Source organism: Rhodococcus gordoniae (assembly GCF_001646655.1).
GTDB lineage: Bacteria > Actinomycetota > Actinomycetes > Mycobacteriales > Mycobacteriaceae > Rhodococcus > Rhodococcus gordoniae.
Map to the genome: position 1 here is coordinate 84,964 of NZ_LPZN01000001.1, position 15,082 is coordinate 100,045.

Genomic DNA, 15,082 nt, shown 5'->3' on the forward strand with positions numbered 1-15,082 from the left:
GGTCATGTCTGCAAGCACATCGTCTGCGAGTACACCGGCGCCCGACGGGCACGTAGTGGCCGGCGCCGTCATCCGGGACGGACGCGTGCTGCTCGCCCAGCGTCTCCGGCCCGCCGACCTCGCGGGACTGTGGGAGTTGCCCGGCGGCAAGGCCGAACCGGGGGAGAGTGCGGAAGCGGCGCTCGTGCGGGAGCTGAGGGAAGAACTCGGTGTCGAGGTGCGCGGCGCGGAACGTCTGGGCGTGGCGGTGCCGTTGGCGGGGGGCCGGGAGTTGTGTGCCTACCGTGTCGAACTCGTCTCCGGTGATCCCGAGCCGCTCGACCACGCGGCGTTGCGGTGGGTCGACGCGGACGAACTCGGGCGGATCGATCTCGTCCCGGCCGACCGCGCGTGGATCCCGGACCTGCGGGAGCATCTGCAGCGCTGAGTCAGGCGGCACGGGCCCGGTCGAGATATTTGCGCAGTTCCTTCTTGCTCAGGCCGTCGTTCTCGACCTTCCTCATGCGCATGACGACGACGGGGCATTCGAGGCACCGCGTCTTCTTGCGGCAGCACTTCTTCTTCGGCTTCAGGCCTGCGACCTTGCTCGCCTTCACCTTCCCCATACGTCCCGCCTGCCTTCCACGGACCAGCGCGCGGCGAATCCACCGGCGGGCGAAGGTTAGCATCCCCTTACTCATGGGCCAAGGGGTGGATGAGGTGCCCGATTCGGTCCTCGCGTCTCCCGCGGAAGTGTCGAACGTCACCCCGATCATTGCCGACCTGCGGATATCGGCTGAGGTAGACGCAGCGACCTACGAGCGGCCTGTAAAGTGTATTGACGGCCGCAGTACTTGCACGCCGAGTTTCGGGCGGAGCAGGTAGCTCGCAATCTCGCGTCGCGGCCATCGAGACGAACGCCGTACGGGCGAGGTGCCGACCGGGTCCAGTGCCGTGTGGCCGGACTACAGCCAGGAGAGCTATCGCGTGAGCACCGCTGATTTTCGGAACGTCGCCATCGTGGCGCACGTCGACCATGGAAAGACCACTCTCGTCGACGCCATGTTGCGCCAGTCGGGCGCGTTCGCCGAACGTGCGGAACTCGTCGACCGGGTCATGGACTCGGGCGACCTCGAGCGCGAGAAGGGCATCACCATTCTCGCGAAGAACACCGCTGTGCACCGGCACAACCCCGACGGCACCGTCACGGTCATCAACGTCATCGACACTCCCGGCCACGCCGACTTCGGTGGTGAGGTCGAGCGCGGCCTGTCCATGGTCGACGGTGTCGTCCTGCTCGTGGACTCCTCCGAGGGGCCGCTGCCGCAGACCCGTTTCGTGCTGCGCAAGGCTCTCGCCGCGTCGCTGCCGGTGATCCTCGTGGTCAACAAGACCGACCGGCCCGACGCCCGCATCGCCGAGGTCGTCGAGGAGAGCCAGACCCTGCTGCTCGACCTCGCGTCCGACCTCGACGACGAAGCCGCCGAAGCCGCCGAGCTCGCCCTCGGCCTGCCCGTCCTCTACGCCTCCGGCCGTGAAGGCAAGGCATCGAAGAAGCAGCCCGAGAACGGCCAGGTCCCCGACGCCGAGAACCTCGACGAGCTCTTCGAGGTCCTCATGGAGTGCATCCCCGCACCCAAGGGTGATCCGGCGGCCCCGCTGCAGGCCCACGTCACCAACCTCGACGCCTCCGAGTTCCTCGGTCGTCTCGCGCTGCTGCGCATCCACCACGGCGAGCTGCGCAAGGGCCAGACCGTCGCGTGGATGCACGCCGACGGCGTCAAGAACGTCAAGATCACCGAGCTACTCAAGACCGTCGGTGTCGAGCGCCAGCCGGGCGAGGTCGCGGTCGCCGGCGACATCGTCGCCGTGGCCGGCATCCCGGAGATCATGATCGGCGACACGCTCGCCGATCCGGAGACCCCGGTGGCACTCCCGCGCATCACCGTCGACGAGCCGGCCATCTCGATGGTCATCGGCACCAACACCTCGCCGCTCGTCGGCCGGGTCAAGGGCCACAAGCTCACCGCGCGCATGGTCAAGACGCGGCTCGATTCCGAACTCGTCGGCAACGTGTCGCTGCGCGTGCTCGACATCGGACGTCCGGACGCATGGGAGGTGCAGGGCCGTGGCGAACTCGCCCTGGCCATCCTCGTCGAGCAGATGCGCCGCGAAGGCTTCGAGCTGACCGTCGGCAAGCCGCAGGTGGTCACCCGGACCATCGACGGCAAGCTGCACGAGCCCTACGAAGAGCTGACCATCGACAGCCCCGAGGAGCACCTCGGCGCCATCACCCAGCTCCTCGCCAACCGCAAGGGCAAGATGGTCCAGATGACCAACCAGGGCACCGGCTGGGTCCGCATGGAGTTCATCATCCCGTCGCGCGGCCTGATCGGTTTCCGCACCGACTTCCTCACCGAGACCCGCGGCACCGGCATCTCCAACGCGATCTTCCACGGCTACGCGCCGTGGGCCGGCGAGATCCGGGCGCGCCACACCGGTTCGCTCGTCTCCGACCGTGCCGGTACGGTCACCCCGTTCGCGATGATCCAGCTCGCCGATCGCGGCACCTTCTTCGTCGAACCGGGCAGCGACACCTACGAAGGTCACGTCGTGGGCATCAACCCGCGCGCCGAGGACCTCGACATCAACGTCACCCGCGAGAAGAAGCTCACCAACATGCGCTCTTCGACGGCCGACGTGATGGAGACCCTCGCCAAGCCGATCGAGCTGACCCTCGAGGCCGCGCTCGAATTCTGTGCCGCAGACGAGTGCGTCGAGGTCACCCCGGAGGACGTGCGCGTGCGGAAGCTGCACCTGTCGCAGACCGACCGTGCGCGTGCGCGGTCGCGGGAGAAGGCCCGTAACAAGTAGTCCAGGTGTGGGTGGCCCCGGCGAGCGCATGCTGGCCGGGGCCACCCATGTACCACCTGCCTCACGGAAGGAGCCCGAGTGTCGCGTACGCGCGCTCGTCGCCGACTGATCGGGGCGACGGCCGGCACGGCCGTGGCTGTGCTGGTCCTGACCGCCTGCACCGCCGACCCGCCCCCGCCGATCGAACAGGCGGAGCCGACCACGACTCCCGCTCCCGCGCCGCAGCGCAGCACGGTGGTGGTCGCGATCGACGAGGTCGGCTCGGGCTTCAATCCGCATCTGCTCGCCGATCAGTCGCCGGTCGCCAACGCGGTCGCCGAACTCGTGCTCCCCAGCGCCTTCCGGGCCGTTCCCGACTCGCAGAACCCCGCGGTCACGCTGCTGGTTCCCGACGACTCGCTGCTCCTGTCCGCCGAGGTCACCGACGAGGCCCCGTTCACGATCACCTACCGCCTTCGCGACGAGGCCCAGTGGTCGGACGGTGCACCGATCGCCGCCGAGGACTTCCGGTATCTGTGGCAGCAGATGGTCACCCAGCCCGGCGTGGTCGATCCCGCCGGTTACCGGCTCATCGACGACATCCGGTCGTCGGGTGGAGGCAAGACGGTCACCGTCACGCTGCGCGAGCCGTATCCCGCCTGGCGCGAACTGTTCACCGATCTGCTGCCCGCACACCTGGTGAAGGACACGCCGGGTGGTTTCTCCACGGGGCTGTCCGAGACCATCCCCGTGTCCGGTGGGCGGTTCCACGTCGACAACGTCGATCGCGGGCGCGCCGAGGTCCTGCTCGAACGCAACGACCGGTTCTGGGGCACCCCGGCCGGACCGGACGAGCTGCTGATGCGCCGCGCCGGCACCGATGCCCAGGTGACCGAATCCGTGCGCAGCGACGACGCGCAGGTGGTCCAGAGTGCGGGCGGAGTCGCCCTGGAAGCGCAGCTCGCCGCCGTGCCGGGCGTGCGCACCGGCGTCCAGCTGCAGCCGCGCACACTCGACCTGATCCTCAACACCCGCACCGCCGAACTCGCCGATCCGCGGGTCCGGCGAGGCGTGCTCGGCCTGCTCGATCCGGACCTGCTCGGGCTCGTCGCCACCGGTGACAGCACCGAGATCGTGCGCGCCCGTGCCCAGGTGCTCGCGCCGTCCGATCCGGGATACGCCGACACGATGCCGCCGCGACCGTCCCGGGAGGAGGCCCTCGGCCGTCTCGCCGAGGCCGGATATCTGCCGACCCCACCCGCCGATCCGCCGGCACCCGCAGACCCGGCCGCGCCCGAGACCAGGACGTCCGCATCACCGGCGAGCGGGACTCCCGAGCCGGGGAGTGCGGGCGCTGCGACGTTGCCCGAGGGCACCCTGGCCCGGGACGGAGAACCGTTGACGCTGGTGCTGGGCGTGCCGGAGGGAGACGAGACCGCGCGGGCCGTCGCACGCACCGCCGTCGACCTGTGGCGCGGTGCCGGGATCGACGCGTCGGTCGACGAACTGTCCCCGGACGAGCTGTACGGCGAGGCCCTCGTCGAGGGCGGCGTGCACGCGATCGTCGGCTGGATGCGTGCCGGAGGCGATCCCGCCACGGCCGCGCTGTCCCGGTTCGGATGCGTACCGGTGGCCGCGGCGCCCACCGCGGCGGGGGAGGACCTCCCGCCCACGCCCGTACCCGCCGCCCAGGAGACGACACGGCCGTCGGACGGAACACCGCCGGACCCCGCGACCACCACACTCGACGAGGACGACGTGGAGGAACGCGAGGACGCCGTCGCAGCGCAGCTCGAGGCGCCGAGCAACCTCTCGGGTGCCTGCGACCCCGGGCTCGAACCGGACCTGCTGGCGGCTCTGAACGGCGCCGCCGATCCGGCGGACGTCGTCGCCGCCGTACAGCCGAGGCTGTGGGATCTCGCGGTGAACCTGCCGATCCTGCAGGACAGGACCGTCGTCGCAGCCGGTCCGGGTGTCGAGAACGTCTCGCTGACAGCCGCTGTCGCCACCGGTATTCTCGGCGACGCCCATCTGTGGGGAAGGACCACACCGTGATCGACACTCCGGGGGCCGTCCCCAATGCTGCGGATCGCCGGCTTCTGCTCGTCCACGCCCATCCCGACGACGAAACGCTCACCACCGGCGGCACCATCGCCCGGTACGTCGCCGAAGGCGCCGAGGTCACCGTCGTGACCTGCACGCTCGGTGAGGAGGGCGAAGTGATCGGCGACGAGTGGGCCCAGCTCACCGCCGACCGCGCCGATCAGCTCGGCGGCTATCGCATCCTCGAACTCACCCGGGCGCTCGACGCGCTCGGCGTCGACCGACCGCGTTTTCTCGGCGGTGCCGGGCACTGGCGCGACTCCGGGATGGCGGGCACCCCCTCCGCCGACAATCCTCGCGCCTGGGTCGACGCCGACCGCGACGAGGCGGTCGAGGCGCTCGTCGCCGTGATCCGCAAGATGCGTCCGCACGTGGTCGTCACCTACGACCCGTTCGGTGGCTACGGGCATCCCGACCACATCGCGGTGCACGAGCGGGTGACCGCGGCCGTCGAGGCGGCGGGAACCGAGGACTACCCGTCCGCCGGCGCGGCCTGGACTCCCGCGAAGGTGTACTGGACCGTCACCGAACGGTCCGCACTCGAACGTGGCGTCGCGGCCATGGGATCGCTGCCCGAAGGGTGGCGCAGACCCGAGCCGGGCGAACTGCCGAGCGTGCCCGACGAGGAGGTCACCACCGTCGTCGACGTCCGGTCGGTTCTCGACGCGAAGCGAACCGCGATGGCGGCGCACGCGACCCAGGTGCTGGTCGCGCCGGACGGTGAGCAGTTCGTGCTCTCCAACCTCGTCGCCCAGCCCGTCCTCGACCACGAGCACTTCGTGCTCGTTCGCGGTCGGCTCGGTCTCACCGACCCGACGGGACGAGAAGACGATCTCTTCTCCGGTATCGGCTAGTGTGATCCGAGTCGTCAGTGGGATCGTCAGTGGCGCGGGTCACTCGTCCTCGCGTCGCGCAGATACACACCGTGCAGGGGGTTGTCGATGTACAACTGGTCCGTCCAGAACCAGATCGTCGCGTTCGTGGACTCGCTGAGGCCCTACGCCGACGAGATCCGAGCCGACTACTGGCACGCGTTGTACGCCTTCGCCGACCAGCAGAGCGTCCTGCTCACCATGCTCGGATACCCGCCGGTTCCCTGACGTCCCGTGGGTGAGCGGCGGACGGTTCCGCAGACCCCGGTTGCGTCGGCGCCCGTCCGGTAGCGCACCATCGAAGCATGACGGTCGATCCAGCAACCGCTGCCCCCCTCGAGTCACCGGCGGACGTCCGGCCACGCCGGGGCCTCGTCGCGTTGCTCGTGCTCGACGGTGCGCTGTGCGCCCTGTTGTCGGTCTTCTACCTGGGCCTGTACATCGCCGGGATGCCCTTCCCGATCACCATCCTGCTGGCCGGACTCGCGAACCTGCTCCTGGTGGTGGCCGTCCGCGCCGAGACCGGCTCCCTGCGCAGCGCGACCCTGCCGCTGGTCGCGTGGGCCGTCGTCTTCCTCGTCTGTCTGGCGGGAGGGCCGGGCGGCGATCAACTCGCGCTCGGCGATTGGCGGACCCTGCTGCTGCCGGTGGCGGCGCTCGTCCCGGCCGGCGGCTACCTGTTCTCGGCGCGTATCAAGGAGATCACTCGGGCGGTGGGAGCGGCTCGCGCGGTAGGAGCGACGCAGCCCGAGCCGCGTCCCTGAGCACGTCGGTCACCATCTCCTGCGTCAGCCGGCCGGTGAAGGTGTTCTGCTGGCTGACGTGATAGCAGCCGAACAGATGCAACGGGTGCTCGCGCGCCTCGGTCGGAGACAGCAGCGCGTGCGCGCCGTGCCCGAACTTCGGGCGGGGAACGGGAATCGTCCACCCCGCGGCCGACAGGACGGGCAGTAGCGCCTGCCATCCGAAACCGCCGAGGACGACGACCGCGCGCAGCGTGGGGGAGAGCAGGTCGAGCTCCTGTTCCAGCCAGTGCCGGCAGGTGTCGCGTTCGACGACGGTGGGGCGATTCGCCGGCGGTGCGCAGTGCACCGGGGACGTGATGCGCGTGCCGAACAGTTCGAGGCCGTCGCCGATGTGCGTCGCGGTCGGCTGCGACGCCAGACCCGCGTCGTACAGGGCCGCGTACAGCACGTCGCCCGACCGGTCGCCGGTGAACATCCGTCCCGTGCGGTTCCCGCCGTGCGCGGCGGGCGCAAGCCCGACGATCAGCAGGGACGCATCGGCAGGACCGAAACCCGGGACGGGCCGGCCCCAGTACTCCTCGTCGCGGAAGGCTGCTCGTTTCTCCCGCGCGACCTGCTCGCGCCATGCGACCAGCCGCGGACACGCGCGGCAGTCGACGAGCACATCGTCGAGTTCGGCCAGCGTCGCAGGAGGGGCGCCGTGCAGGGGTCCCCGTCCCGAGGGAGGGATCATGTCTTCATCCATGCTTCTCCCATACCCGGTGTGACCTCCTGAACCAGAGCCCACGCCTCGTCCATCGGGATGTCGATCACCTCGTAACGGCCCGCGCCCGCCGGGGTCGCCGCGACGACGGTCGCGAGGCCGGCCCGTCGCTGGAAGAATGTCTGCCTCACCGTCCATCCGATCACACCCTTCGCATCGAGGCAGATGCGTTGCCGGTCGATCGAGCCGCTGCGGGCCACGAGATGTCCGTCGACGACGGTATGACCGAGACCCCGGTACCGGTCCTGCGCCAGCGCGCACGCCCCCGCGACCAGCAGCACGATCACCGTGACGATCGCCGGCAGGGGCACGTGCCGCCCGGTGACGGTGAGGGCGACGAGCCCCGCGACCACCACGACACCCACCGGCCACAACGTCCGCGTGTAGCGGCGACGACGGGCACGGGGACCGTGGCTGCGCAGCGGCGCATCGAGTGGTAACCGCTCGGTGAGCACCTCGGCCGCGACCCGTCGGACCTCCCCGTCGGGCGCCGGCGGCAGGACCAGCGACGAACCACCCTGCTGCGCCGTCCTGCCCGTCATGACGGCGTCGAGCCGCGCGGCACCGACCAGTCGCAGTGCCAATGGTTCGTGCAGTGCGACACCGCGCAGCCGCGCCCGGTCGAGAGTGGTGTGACGGGTCGTGAGCAGGCCGTGCGCGATGCGCAGGACCCGGTCGTCGTCGGTCACCCGCAGGTCGCCGTAGACCATCAGGTAGCGCACACACGCCGCCGGACTGGCGACGAGCACGACCACCAGGACGAGGATCACCAGTGCGACCAGCAGTCCCAGATCCTCCGCGGCCTCGACCGCGCGGCGGACGACCTGCGACTCGGCGATCCACCGGCCGAGCCCGAACTGGAAGGCGGCACCGGTAATCGCCGCGACGGCCAGCAATCCCGTCGTGGAGAAGGGGGCGTAGCGCACCCAACCCGGATCGAAGCGCGCCAGCTGCCGCTCGGTGGGGGCCGCGGACGTCGGTGCCGGCTCGGACGGTTCGGCGACCCGCTCCCCGCCGGTCAGGAGTACGGCACGCAGCTCGGGGACGGCGGCGATCGGGAGGCCGTCGAGTTCGAACCGGTTGTGGTCGGCTCCTCCGCCCTGTCCGGTACCGATCTTCAGGACGGCCAGGCCGAGGACGCGGTGCATGAGGCGTTGTTCGACGTCCACCGAGCGGATGCGGCTGCGGGGGATCGACAACTCGCGTCGCTGCAGCAGTCCGCGGCGGAGTTCGACGTGCACGGGCCCGACACGGTAGGTGGTGGTGAACCAGCGCGACAGCCCGATCAGCACCAGCACCCCTGTCGCTGCGAGTCCCCACCCGGGATTTCCGCTGGTGGTGCCGATGACGAACGATCCGGCGAGCACGGGCAGCAGGCGCAGGATCTCCTCGATCGGATGGATCAGCAACATCCTGCGGTCCAGGCGCGACCACGGCACCTGCTCGTCCGTCTCGGCCGCGGGCACGGCGGTGTCGTTCATGTCGCGTCCGTCCGGTAGCGGGTCGCGAGCGCGGTCAGGTGGGCGACGGTCTCGTCGGCGACGCGGCTGTCGAGTCCGACGATCTCCACCGCACCCGCCGCGGACGCGGTGGTGACGGTGACGGTGGTCAGATCGAGCCAGCGGTCGAGCGGGCCCCGTTCGGTGTCGACGGTCTGGATCCGGGAGATCGGCGCGATGCGGTGTTCCTGCGTCCACCAGCCCGACCGCGTGTAGACCGCCGTGTCGTCCATCTCCCAGCGATGGACACGGAAACGCCACGCCGGCACCACCGCGACGTGCAGTCCGCCGAGGACGATCGTCGCTGCTGCCGCGGCGATGTGCCATCCGGCGCCTCCGGGTGCGACGATCACCCACACGACCTGCGCGACGACGAGCGGAATCCACATCAGTGCCGCGCTCACGGCCCAGAGCACACGCGCCTTCGGGCTCGGCCGCCACGAGGGTTCCCGCATGACCACACTCGCCTCCGGGCGCGCCCCGCCGACCGCCACCTCGTCGTCCTCCACCCATGCCTCCTGCTCCGCCGGGACCGGTGTCCGGTTCCACGCTAGGCTGGGATCCGTAGAACCGGCCGGACTCGCCCGATCCGACGAGTGCGGATCGCCCGTTCAGAAGAGGAGATCGTCATGACAGAGTCGAATGCGCTCGGCATCGAGATCCAGTCCGACAACGATTCCGAGGCCGACCGGCTCGAGCAGGCCACTCCCGTCTACGACGATCCTGCCGACGATCTGCCCTCGGACGTGCCGCTGGAGGCCGACCCCGCCGACACCTACGAGCAGAACCGCGAGGTCCCCGCGGACGACGACTACCCGCACGAATAGACCCCGAGGTGGCATAGGGGTGCACGCAGGCGCATGATCGGGCGCATGACCGATTCCGCAGACGACATCCCGCAGTCCGCGATGCTCCCGACCCCCACCGTGCGCCCCGGTGCCGCGTCCCGCTCCACGGTGACACCGTCGGGAATGCGTCGTGCGCTGCGCCGGGCACGCGACGGGGTCGCTCTGAACGTCGACGAAGCGGCGGTCCTGCTGCAGGCGCGGGGCGCCGATCTCGAGGATCTCTGCGCGTCGGCGGCGCGGGTGCGCGACGCCGGGCTGCTCGCCCAGGGACGTCCCGGCACGGTCACCTATTCGCGGAAGGTGTTCGTGCCCATCACCCGGTTGTGCCGGGATCGATGCCACTACTGCACCTTCGTCACGGTCCCCGGCAAGCTCCGCGCCGAGGGGCGCGGCATGTACCTCGAACCCGACGAGATCCTCGAGATCGCCCGTCAAGGGGCCGAACTGGGGTGCAAGGAGGCCTTGTTCACGCTCGGCGACCGGCCCGAGGACCGGTGGCCCGAAGCGAAGCAGTGGCTCGACGAGCGTGGATACGACTCCACCCTCGACTACGTCCGGGCGATGGCGATCCGAGTCCTCGAGGAGACCGGCCTGCTGCCGCACCTCAACCCCGGGGTGATGAGCTGGGCCGAGATCTCCCGGTTGAAGCCGGTCGCCCCCTCGATGGGCATGATGCTCGAGACCACCTCCGAACGGTTGTTCGCCGAGAAGGGGCAGTGCCACTACGGCAGCCCCGACAAGGAGCCGGCGGTGCGGCTGCGCGTGCTCACCGATGCGGGACGTCTCGCGGTGCCGTTCACCACGGGGATCCTCGTCGGGATCGGTGAGGACTTCACCGAGCGCGCCGAATCGATCCACGCGATCCGCAAGTCGCACAAAGCTTTCGGTCATATCCAGGAAGTGATCGTCCAGAACTTTCGTGCCAAGGACGACACCGCGATGCGCGAGCACGACGACGCGGAGCTCGACGAGTTCCTCGCCGCGATCGCCGTCGCGCGGCTCGTCCTCGGGCCGGGCATGCGTATTCAGGCACCGCCGAACCTCGTGTCGCCGGACGAGTGCCGCGCGCTGCTCGGGGCGGGCGTCGACGACTGGGGCGGTGTCTCGCCGTTGACCCCCGACCACGTCAACCCCGAGCGGCCCTGGCCCGGTCTCGACACCCTCGCGCGCCTGAGCGCCGAGGCCGGCTTCGAACTCACCGAACGGATCGCCGCCCAGCCGCAGTACGTGCTCGCCGGCCAGCCGTGGATCGATCCACGCATCACCGCCCACGTACACGCCCTCGCCGACCCGGCCACGGGCCTGGCGCGCGAGGTGATCCCGTCCGGACTGCCCTGGCAGGAACCCGACGTCGACTGGGAGTCGTCGGGGCGGGTCGACCTCAACTCCGAGATCGACGTGACCGGACGCAACACCGAGCACCGGTCGGATCTGGGGAGTGCCTTCGGCGACTGGGAGACCGTCCGTGAACAGGTGCTCGAGCTCGGTGCCTCCGCGCCGGTGCGGCTCGACAGCGACGTGCTCTCGGCGCTGCGCTCGGCGGAGCGCGATCCGGGCGGCTGCTCCGACGCGGAGTACACGGCCCTCGCCGACGCCGACGGGGCCGGTCTCGAAGCGCTCGTGGCACTCGCCGACCAGTTGCGGCGCGATACCGTCGGCGACGACGTCACCTACGTCGTCAACCGGAACATCAACTTCACCAACATCTGCTACACCGGCTGCCGGTTCTGTGCGTTCGCGCAGCGCAAGGGCGACGCCGACGCGTTCACCCTCTCGGCGAGCGAAGTCGCCGACCGGGCGTGGGAGGCGCACGTCGCCGGTGCCACCGAGGTGTGCATGCAGGGCGGTATCGATCCGGAACTTCCGGTGACCGGTTACGCCGATCTGGTCCGCGCAGTCAAGGCGCGGGTGCCGTCGATGCACGTCCACGCGTTCTCGCCGATGGAGATCGTCAACGGTGTCGCGCGCAGCGGCACCTCGATCCGCGAGTGGCTCACCGAACTGCGTGCGGCCGGACTCGACACCATCCCGGGCACCGCCGCCGAGATCCTCGACGACGAGGTTCGGTGGGTGCTCACCAAGGGCAAACTCCCGACGGCCGAGTGGATCGAGGTGGTGACCACCGCACACGAAGTGGGTCTGCGCTCGAGTTCGACGATGATGTACGGGCACGTCGACCAGCCGCACCACTGGGTGGGTCATCTGAACGTGATCCGCGGGATCCAGGACCGCACAGGTGGGTTCACCGAGTTCGTGTTGCTGCCCTTCGTCCACCAGTCGTCGCCGCTGTATCTGGCCGGCGCGTCGCGCCCCGGCCCGACCATGCGCGACAACCGTGCCGCGCACGCGCTCGCCCGGGTCATGCTGCACGGCCGGATCGACAACATCCAGACCAGCTGGGTCAAGCTGGGTGTCGCGGGCACGCGGGCCATGCTCGAAGGCGGGGCCAACGACCTCGGTGGCACCCTGATGGAGGAGACCATCTCGCGCATGGCCGGATCGCAGCACGGTTCGGAGAAGACCGTCGCCGAACTCGTCGCGATCGCCGAGGGTATCGGCCGGCCCGCCCGTCAGCGGACCACGGCGTACACGCCCGCGGAGATCCCGTCGACCTCGCGCTGACCTCGGGTCACGACTCCGGGCGTGGTAGGGGACCCTTACTCCGAAGCGTTGCGGAGGGTCGGGGGATACTGGAGGACCGTGGGCGTCGAGAACGCCCCTTCGGCGAGGCCGCGCAGGTCGGCGGGCTGACAGAGAGGCAGGGAGAACAGCAGTGACGTACACGATTGCGGAACCGTGCGTGGACGTGTTGGACAAGGCATGCATCGAGGAATGCCCCGTCGACTGCATCTACGAGGGCGGTCGCATGCTGTACATCCACCCCGACGAGTGCGTCGACTGCGGTGCGTGCGAGCCCGTGTGCCCCGTCGAAGCGATCTTCTACGAGGACGACGTTCCGGACGAGTGGTCCGATTACGTCAAGGCCAACGTCGACTTCTTCGACGATCTCGGCTCGCCCGGTGGCGCCGCGAAGCTCGGCAAGGTCGACTACGACCCGCCGTTCGTCAAGAACCTCCCTCCCATGGGCGAAGAGTGACGAACGGACCGGTGGAACTGTCGTGAGCACGCGTGTCCGCCGTTCGGTGGCGAAGAACCTGCCGGACTTCCCCTGGGATTCCCTGACCGACGCGAAGGCGAAGGCCGCGGCGCATCCCGAGGGCATCGTCAACCTGTCGGTGGGCACACCGGTCGACCCGGTCGCTCCCGTGATCCGGGAGGCGCTCGTCTCCGTCGCCGAGGAGCCCGGCTACCCGACCACGCACGGCACCGCCGAACTGCGGCGAGCGGCCGTGGGTGCGCTCGAGCGCCGCTACGGCATCACCGGTCTGGACGACGCCGCGATCCTGCCGGCGATCGGTACCAAGGAGATGATCGCCTGGCTGCCGTCGCTGTTCGGTCTCGGCGCCGACGATCTCGTCGTCATCCCCGAACTGGCGTACCCGACCTACGAGGTGGGCGGCCTGCTCGCCGGCACCCGCATCATCCGCGCCGACGGACTGACCCGCCTCGGACCCGAAGTGGCGTCGCTGGTCTTCGTGAACTCGCCGTCGAACCCCACCGGCAAGGTGCTCGGTCCCGACCACCTGCGCAAGGTCGTCGACTGGGCGCGCAGCCGCGACGCGATCGTCGTCTCCGACGAGTGCTATCTCGGTCTCACCTGGGAGGGTGAGGCCCTGTCGATCCTGCACCCGAGCGTGTGCGGGGGCGACCACACCAACCTCCTCGCGGTGCACTCGCTGTCGAAGACCTCGAATCTCGCGAGTTACCGGGCCGGTTTCGTCACCGGCGACGCCGACCTCGTCGCCGACCTGCTCGAGGTCCGCAAGCACGCCGGCATGATGCTGCCGCTGCCGATCCAGGCGGCGATGACCGCGGCACTGAACGACGACGAGCACGAGAACGCGCAGCGTGAGAAGTACCGCACGCGTCGCGAGGTGCTCCTCGCCGCCGTGCGCGGCGCCGGCTTCACCGTCGACCATTCGGAGGCGGGCCTGTACCTGTGGGCGACGCGCGGTGAGGAATGCCGCGCGACCGTCGACTGGTTCGCCGAACGAGGAATCCTCGTGGCGCCCGGCGAGTTCTACGGTCCCGGCGGTGTCCTGCACGTGCGGATCGCGCTGACCGCCACCGACGACGACATCGCCGCGGCCGCTGCCCGGTTGCGCTGATCGAGCGCGGTCACCCCTCTCGACCCGACGCCCGGCGGGCGGGTCGCCGGTAGATTGGCCCCGTGAGTTCGTCCGGTGAGGATCCGCTGCTGTGGGTGCTCTACGTCGCCGTCGTGGCGATCACCGCGGTGAGTGCGTCGCGTTCCTGGTCCGGGAGTGCCGCGCACGCGAGGGCCCGATCGTTCTGGTGGCCGCCGCCGGTCGCGGCCACGATCCTGTGGTCGGTGGTCGCGGTGATGTCGCTGGCCCGGCTGATCTTCCCGGAACTGCTCGACCTCTTCAGGCGGCAACCCGTCCGCACCCGCGATGCGGGGGAGTGGTGGCGCGTCCTCGCCGCCGGTCTGGTCGAGGACGGCGGAGTGCTCCTCACCGTGGTGAACCTCGTGCTGCTCGCGGTGGTCTCCGTCGCGATCGTGCGGGTGTGGGGGTGGTACCGGGCGATCGGGTTGTTCGTGGTCGGTCAGCTGCTGTGGGGATTGTTCACCACCTTCGTCTTCCCGTCCGACGGCGCGGGAACGACCGGCGCGACGCTCGCGTCGGCCGCGACCCTCGCGGGACTCTGGCCGGTCGTCGGGGCGACGCGCCCGCTGCTCGTCGCCTCCGCGGCGACCTTCGTTCTCGGCGTGGTGCTCGTGGTCGCGGGCGACGCGCACGGCGTGGCGATCCTGATCGGGATGCTGCTGGGCGCGGTCCTGGCCACTGTGCTTCCCCCGCCGTACCTCACGCGGGCATCGGTGTCGGCGACGCGCGGCGACGTCCGCACCTGACCGCCCCGATGGGAGTGCGGCGCGATATGGGATCGTGGCTGCTGTGTCTGCACTGCTTCGTTCGCTGAACCCGCTGGCCGTCGCGCGCGGCGACGATCTCCCGGACGCCGTTCGTATCGACGGTCACACCTTCTCCCGCAGCGATCTGCTCGGCGCGGCGACCGCGGTCGCCTCCGGCCCCCGAGGTGCAGCATCCCGACGTCCCGGAACTGCCGGTACTGCCGGTCCGGTTGCACGCCCGCGACTGGCATCATCTGCCGGAGCCGAACCCGTCGCGAATCGCCTTCGTGCTCTACACCTCCGGTACCACCGGTGCCCCGAAGGGCGTGCTCCTGAGCCGGCGTGCGATCGCCGCCGGCATCGACGCGCTCGCCGAGGCGTGGGCCTGGACCGAGCGCGACACGCTCGTGCACGGACTTCCGC

Annotated in this window: 15 protein-coding genes and 1 pseudogene; 12 read left to right on the forward strand and 4 right to left on the reverse strand. The window is 70.1% G+C overall.

The genetic code is table 11. The features are described from left to right. Positions 1 to 4 precede the first annotated feature (4 nt). Complete coding sequence (locus A8G18_RS00420; protein ID WP_064062298.1) at positions 5 to 427, forward strand: (deoxy)nucleoside triphosphate pyrophosphohydrolase; 423 nt, start codon at positions 5 to 7, stop codon at positions 425 to 427. Position 428: 1 nt separating this feature from the next. Here the strand turns inward: A8G18_RS00420 and A8G18_RS22940 are convergent, their stop codons facing one another. Continuing rightward, positions 429 to 605, reverse strand: coding sequence for a hypothetical protein (locus A8G18_RS22940; protein ID WP_016934740.1), 177 nt, complete (start codon positions 603 to 605; stop codon positions 429 to 431). A 361-nt stretch (positions 606 to 966) separates the two neighbouring features. Between A8G18_RS22940 and typA the strand changes: the two genes are divergently transcribed. The 5 genes from typA to A8G18_RS00440 all read left to right on the forward strand — a co-directional run bounded on the left by typA (position 967) and on the right by A8G18_RS00440 (position 6,571). Next, complete coding sequence (gene typA / locus A8G18_RS00425; protein ID WP_064062299.1) at positions 967 to 2,853, forward strand: translational GTPase TypA; 1,887 nt, start codon at positions 967 to 969, stop codon at positions 2,851 to 2,853. Between the two features lie 78 nt (positions 2,854 to 2,931). Next, positions 2,932 to 4,887, forward strand: coding sequence for an ABC transporter family substrate-binding protein (locus tag A8G18_RS00430; RefSeq protein ID WP_064062283.1), 1,956 nt, complete (start codon positions 2,932 to 2,934; stop codon positions 4,885 to 4,887). Then, positions 4,866 to 5,789, forward strand: coding sequence for an N-acetyl-1-D-myo-inositol-2-amino-2-deoxy-alpha-D-glucopyranoside deacetylase (gene mshB / locus A8G18_RS00435; RefSeq protein WP_064062284.1), 924 nt, complete (start codon positions 4,866 to 4,868; stop codon positions 5,787 to 5,789). Before A8G18_RS00430 ends, mshB begins: the two co-directional genes overlap by 22 nt. Positions 5,790 to 5,876: 87 nt before the next feature. After that, positions 5,877 to 6,035 (forward strand): hypothetical protein, encoded by a 159-nt coding sequence (locus tag A8G18_RS22945; RefSeq protein WP_167352063.1) that lies wholly within the window; start codon positions 5,877 to 5,879, stop codon positions 6,033 to 6,035. Positions 6,036 to 6,112: 77 nt separating this feature from the next. Next, positions 6,113 to 6,571 carry a hypothetical protein gene (locus A8G18_RS00440; protein ID WP_064062285.1) on the forward strand — a complete coding sequence of 153 codons (459 nt, stop codon included), beginning with the start codon at positions 6,113 to 6,115 and terminating at the stop codon, positions 6,569 to 6,571. Here the strand turns inward: A8G18_RS00440 and A8G18_RS00445 are convergent. The 3 genes from A8G18_RS00445 to A8G18_RS00455 are packed head-to-tail and all read right to left on the reverse strand — an operon-like array spanning position 6,510 to position 9,270. After that, on the reverse strand, positions 6,510 to 7,286 hold the full coding sequence (locus A8G18_RS00445; protein ID WP_064062286.1) for a uracil-DNA glycosylase: 777 nt from the start codon (positions 7,284 to 7,286) through the stop codon (positions 6,510 to 6,512). The two genes, A8G18_RS00440 and A8G18_RS00445, sit on opposite strands and share 62 nt — an antisense overlap. After that, on the reverse strand, positions 7,283 to 8,797 hold the full coding sequence (locus tag A8G18_RS00450) for a PH domain-containing protein (RefSeq protein WP_064062287.1): 1,515 nt from the start codon (positions 8,795 to 8,797) through the stop codon (positions 7,283 to 7,285). Before A8G18_RS00450 ends, A8G18_RS00445 begins: the two co-directional genes overlap by 4 nt. Beyond that, on the reverse strand, positions 8,794 to 9,270 hold the full coding sequence (locus A8G18_RS00455; RefSeq protein ID WP_242496807.1) for a PH domain-containing protein: 477 nt from the start codon (positions 9,268 to 9,270) through the stop codon (positions 8,794 to 8,796). The genes A8G18_RS00450 and A8G18_RS00455 overlap by 4 nt, the downstream gene beginning before the upstream one ends. Positions 9,271 to 9,444: 174 nt before the next feature. Between A8G18_RS00455 and A8G18_RS00460 the strand changes: the two genes are divergently transcribed. The 6 genes and pseudogenes from A8G18_RS00460 to A8G18_RS22240 form a co-directional block, all read left to right on the forward strand. Beyond that, positions 9,445 to 9,642 carry a hypothetical protein gene (locus tag A8G18_RS00460; RefSeq protein ID WP_026003084.1) on the forward strand — a complete coding sequence of 66 codons (198 nt, stop codon included), beginning with the start codon at positions 9,445 to 9,447 and terminating at the stop codon, positions 9,640 to 9,642. Positions 9,643 to 9,687: 45 nt separating this feature from the next. Continuing rightward, positions 9,688 to 12,285 carry a bifunctional FO biosynthesis protein CofGH gene (locus tag A8G18_RS00465; protein WP_064062300.1) on the forward strand — a complete coding sequence of 866 codons (2,598 nt, stop codon included), beginning with the start codon at positions 9,688 to 9,690 and terminating at the stop codon, positions 12,283 to 12,285. Between the two features lie 151 nt (positions 12,286 to 12,436). Beyond that, positions 12,437 to 12,760, forward strand: coding sequence for a ferredoxin (fdxA, locus tag A8G18_RS00470; RefSeq protein WP_064062289.1), 324 nt, complete (start codon positions 12,437 to 12,439; stop codon positions 12,758 to 12,760). Between the two features lie 22 nt (positions 12,761 to 12,782). Further along, entirely contained in the window at positions 12,783 to 13,892 is a 1,110-nt protein-coding gene (gene dapC / locus A8G18_RS00475) for a succinyldiaminopimelate transaminase (protein WP_245207752.1), read from the forward strand. A gap of 62 nt (positions 13,893 to 13,954) precedes the next feature. Next, positions 13,955 to 14,659, forward strand: a complete 705-nt coding sequence (locus A8G18_RS00480) for a hypothetical protein (protein WP_064062290.1) — start codon at positions 13,955 to 13,957, stop codon at positions 14,657 to 14,659. Between the two features lie 43 nt (positions 14,660 to 14,702). Further along, positions 14,703 to 15,082, forward strand: a pseudogene (locus A8G18_RS22240) (AMP-binding protein); the annotation flags it as partial.

Coding starts and splice junctions, on each gene's coding strand:
- A8G18_RS22945 (WP_167352063.1), top strand. CDS start 5,877: ATGTACAACTGGTCCGTCCAGAACCAGATCGTCGCGTTCGTGGACTCG.
- A8G18_RS22940 (WP_016934740.1), bottom strand. CDS start 605: ATGGGGAAGGTGAAGGCGAGCAAGGTCGCAGGCCTGAAGCCGAAGAAG.
- A8G18_RS00440 (WP_064062285.1), top strand. CDS start 6,113: ATGACGGTCGATCCAGCAACCGCTGCCCCCCTCGAGTCACCGGCGGAC.
- A8G18_RS00460 (WP_026003084.1), top strand. CDS start 9,445: ATGACAGAGTCGAATGCGCTCGGCATCGAGATCCAGTCCGACAACGAT.
- A8G18_RS00450 (WP_064062287.1), bottom strand. CDS start 8,797: ATGAACGACACCGCCGTGCCCGCGGCCGAGACGGACGAGCAGGTGCCG.
- A8G18_RS00465 (WP_064062300.1), top strand. CDS start 9,688: ATGACCGATTCCGCAGACGACATCCCGCAGTCCGCGATGCTCCCGACC.
- A8G18_RS00455 (WP_242496807.1), bottom strand. CDS start 9,270: ATGCGGGAACCCTCGTGGCGGCCGAGCCCGAAGGCGCGTGTGCTCTGG.
- A8G18_RS00445 (WP_064062286.1), bottom strand. CDS start 7,286: ATGATCCCTCCCTCGGGACGGGGACCCCTGCACGGCGCCCCTCCTGCG.
- A8G18_RS00420 (WP_064062298.1), top strand. CDS start 5: ATGTCTGCAAGCACATCGTCTGCGAGTACACCGGCGCCCGACGGGCAC.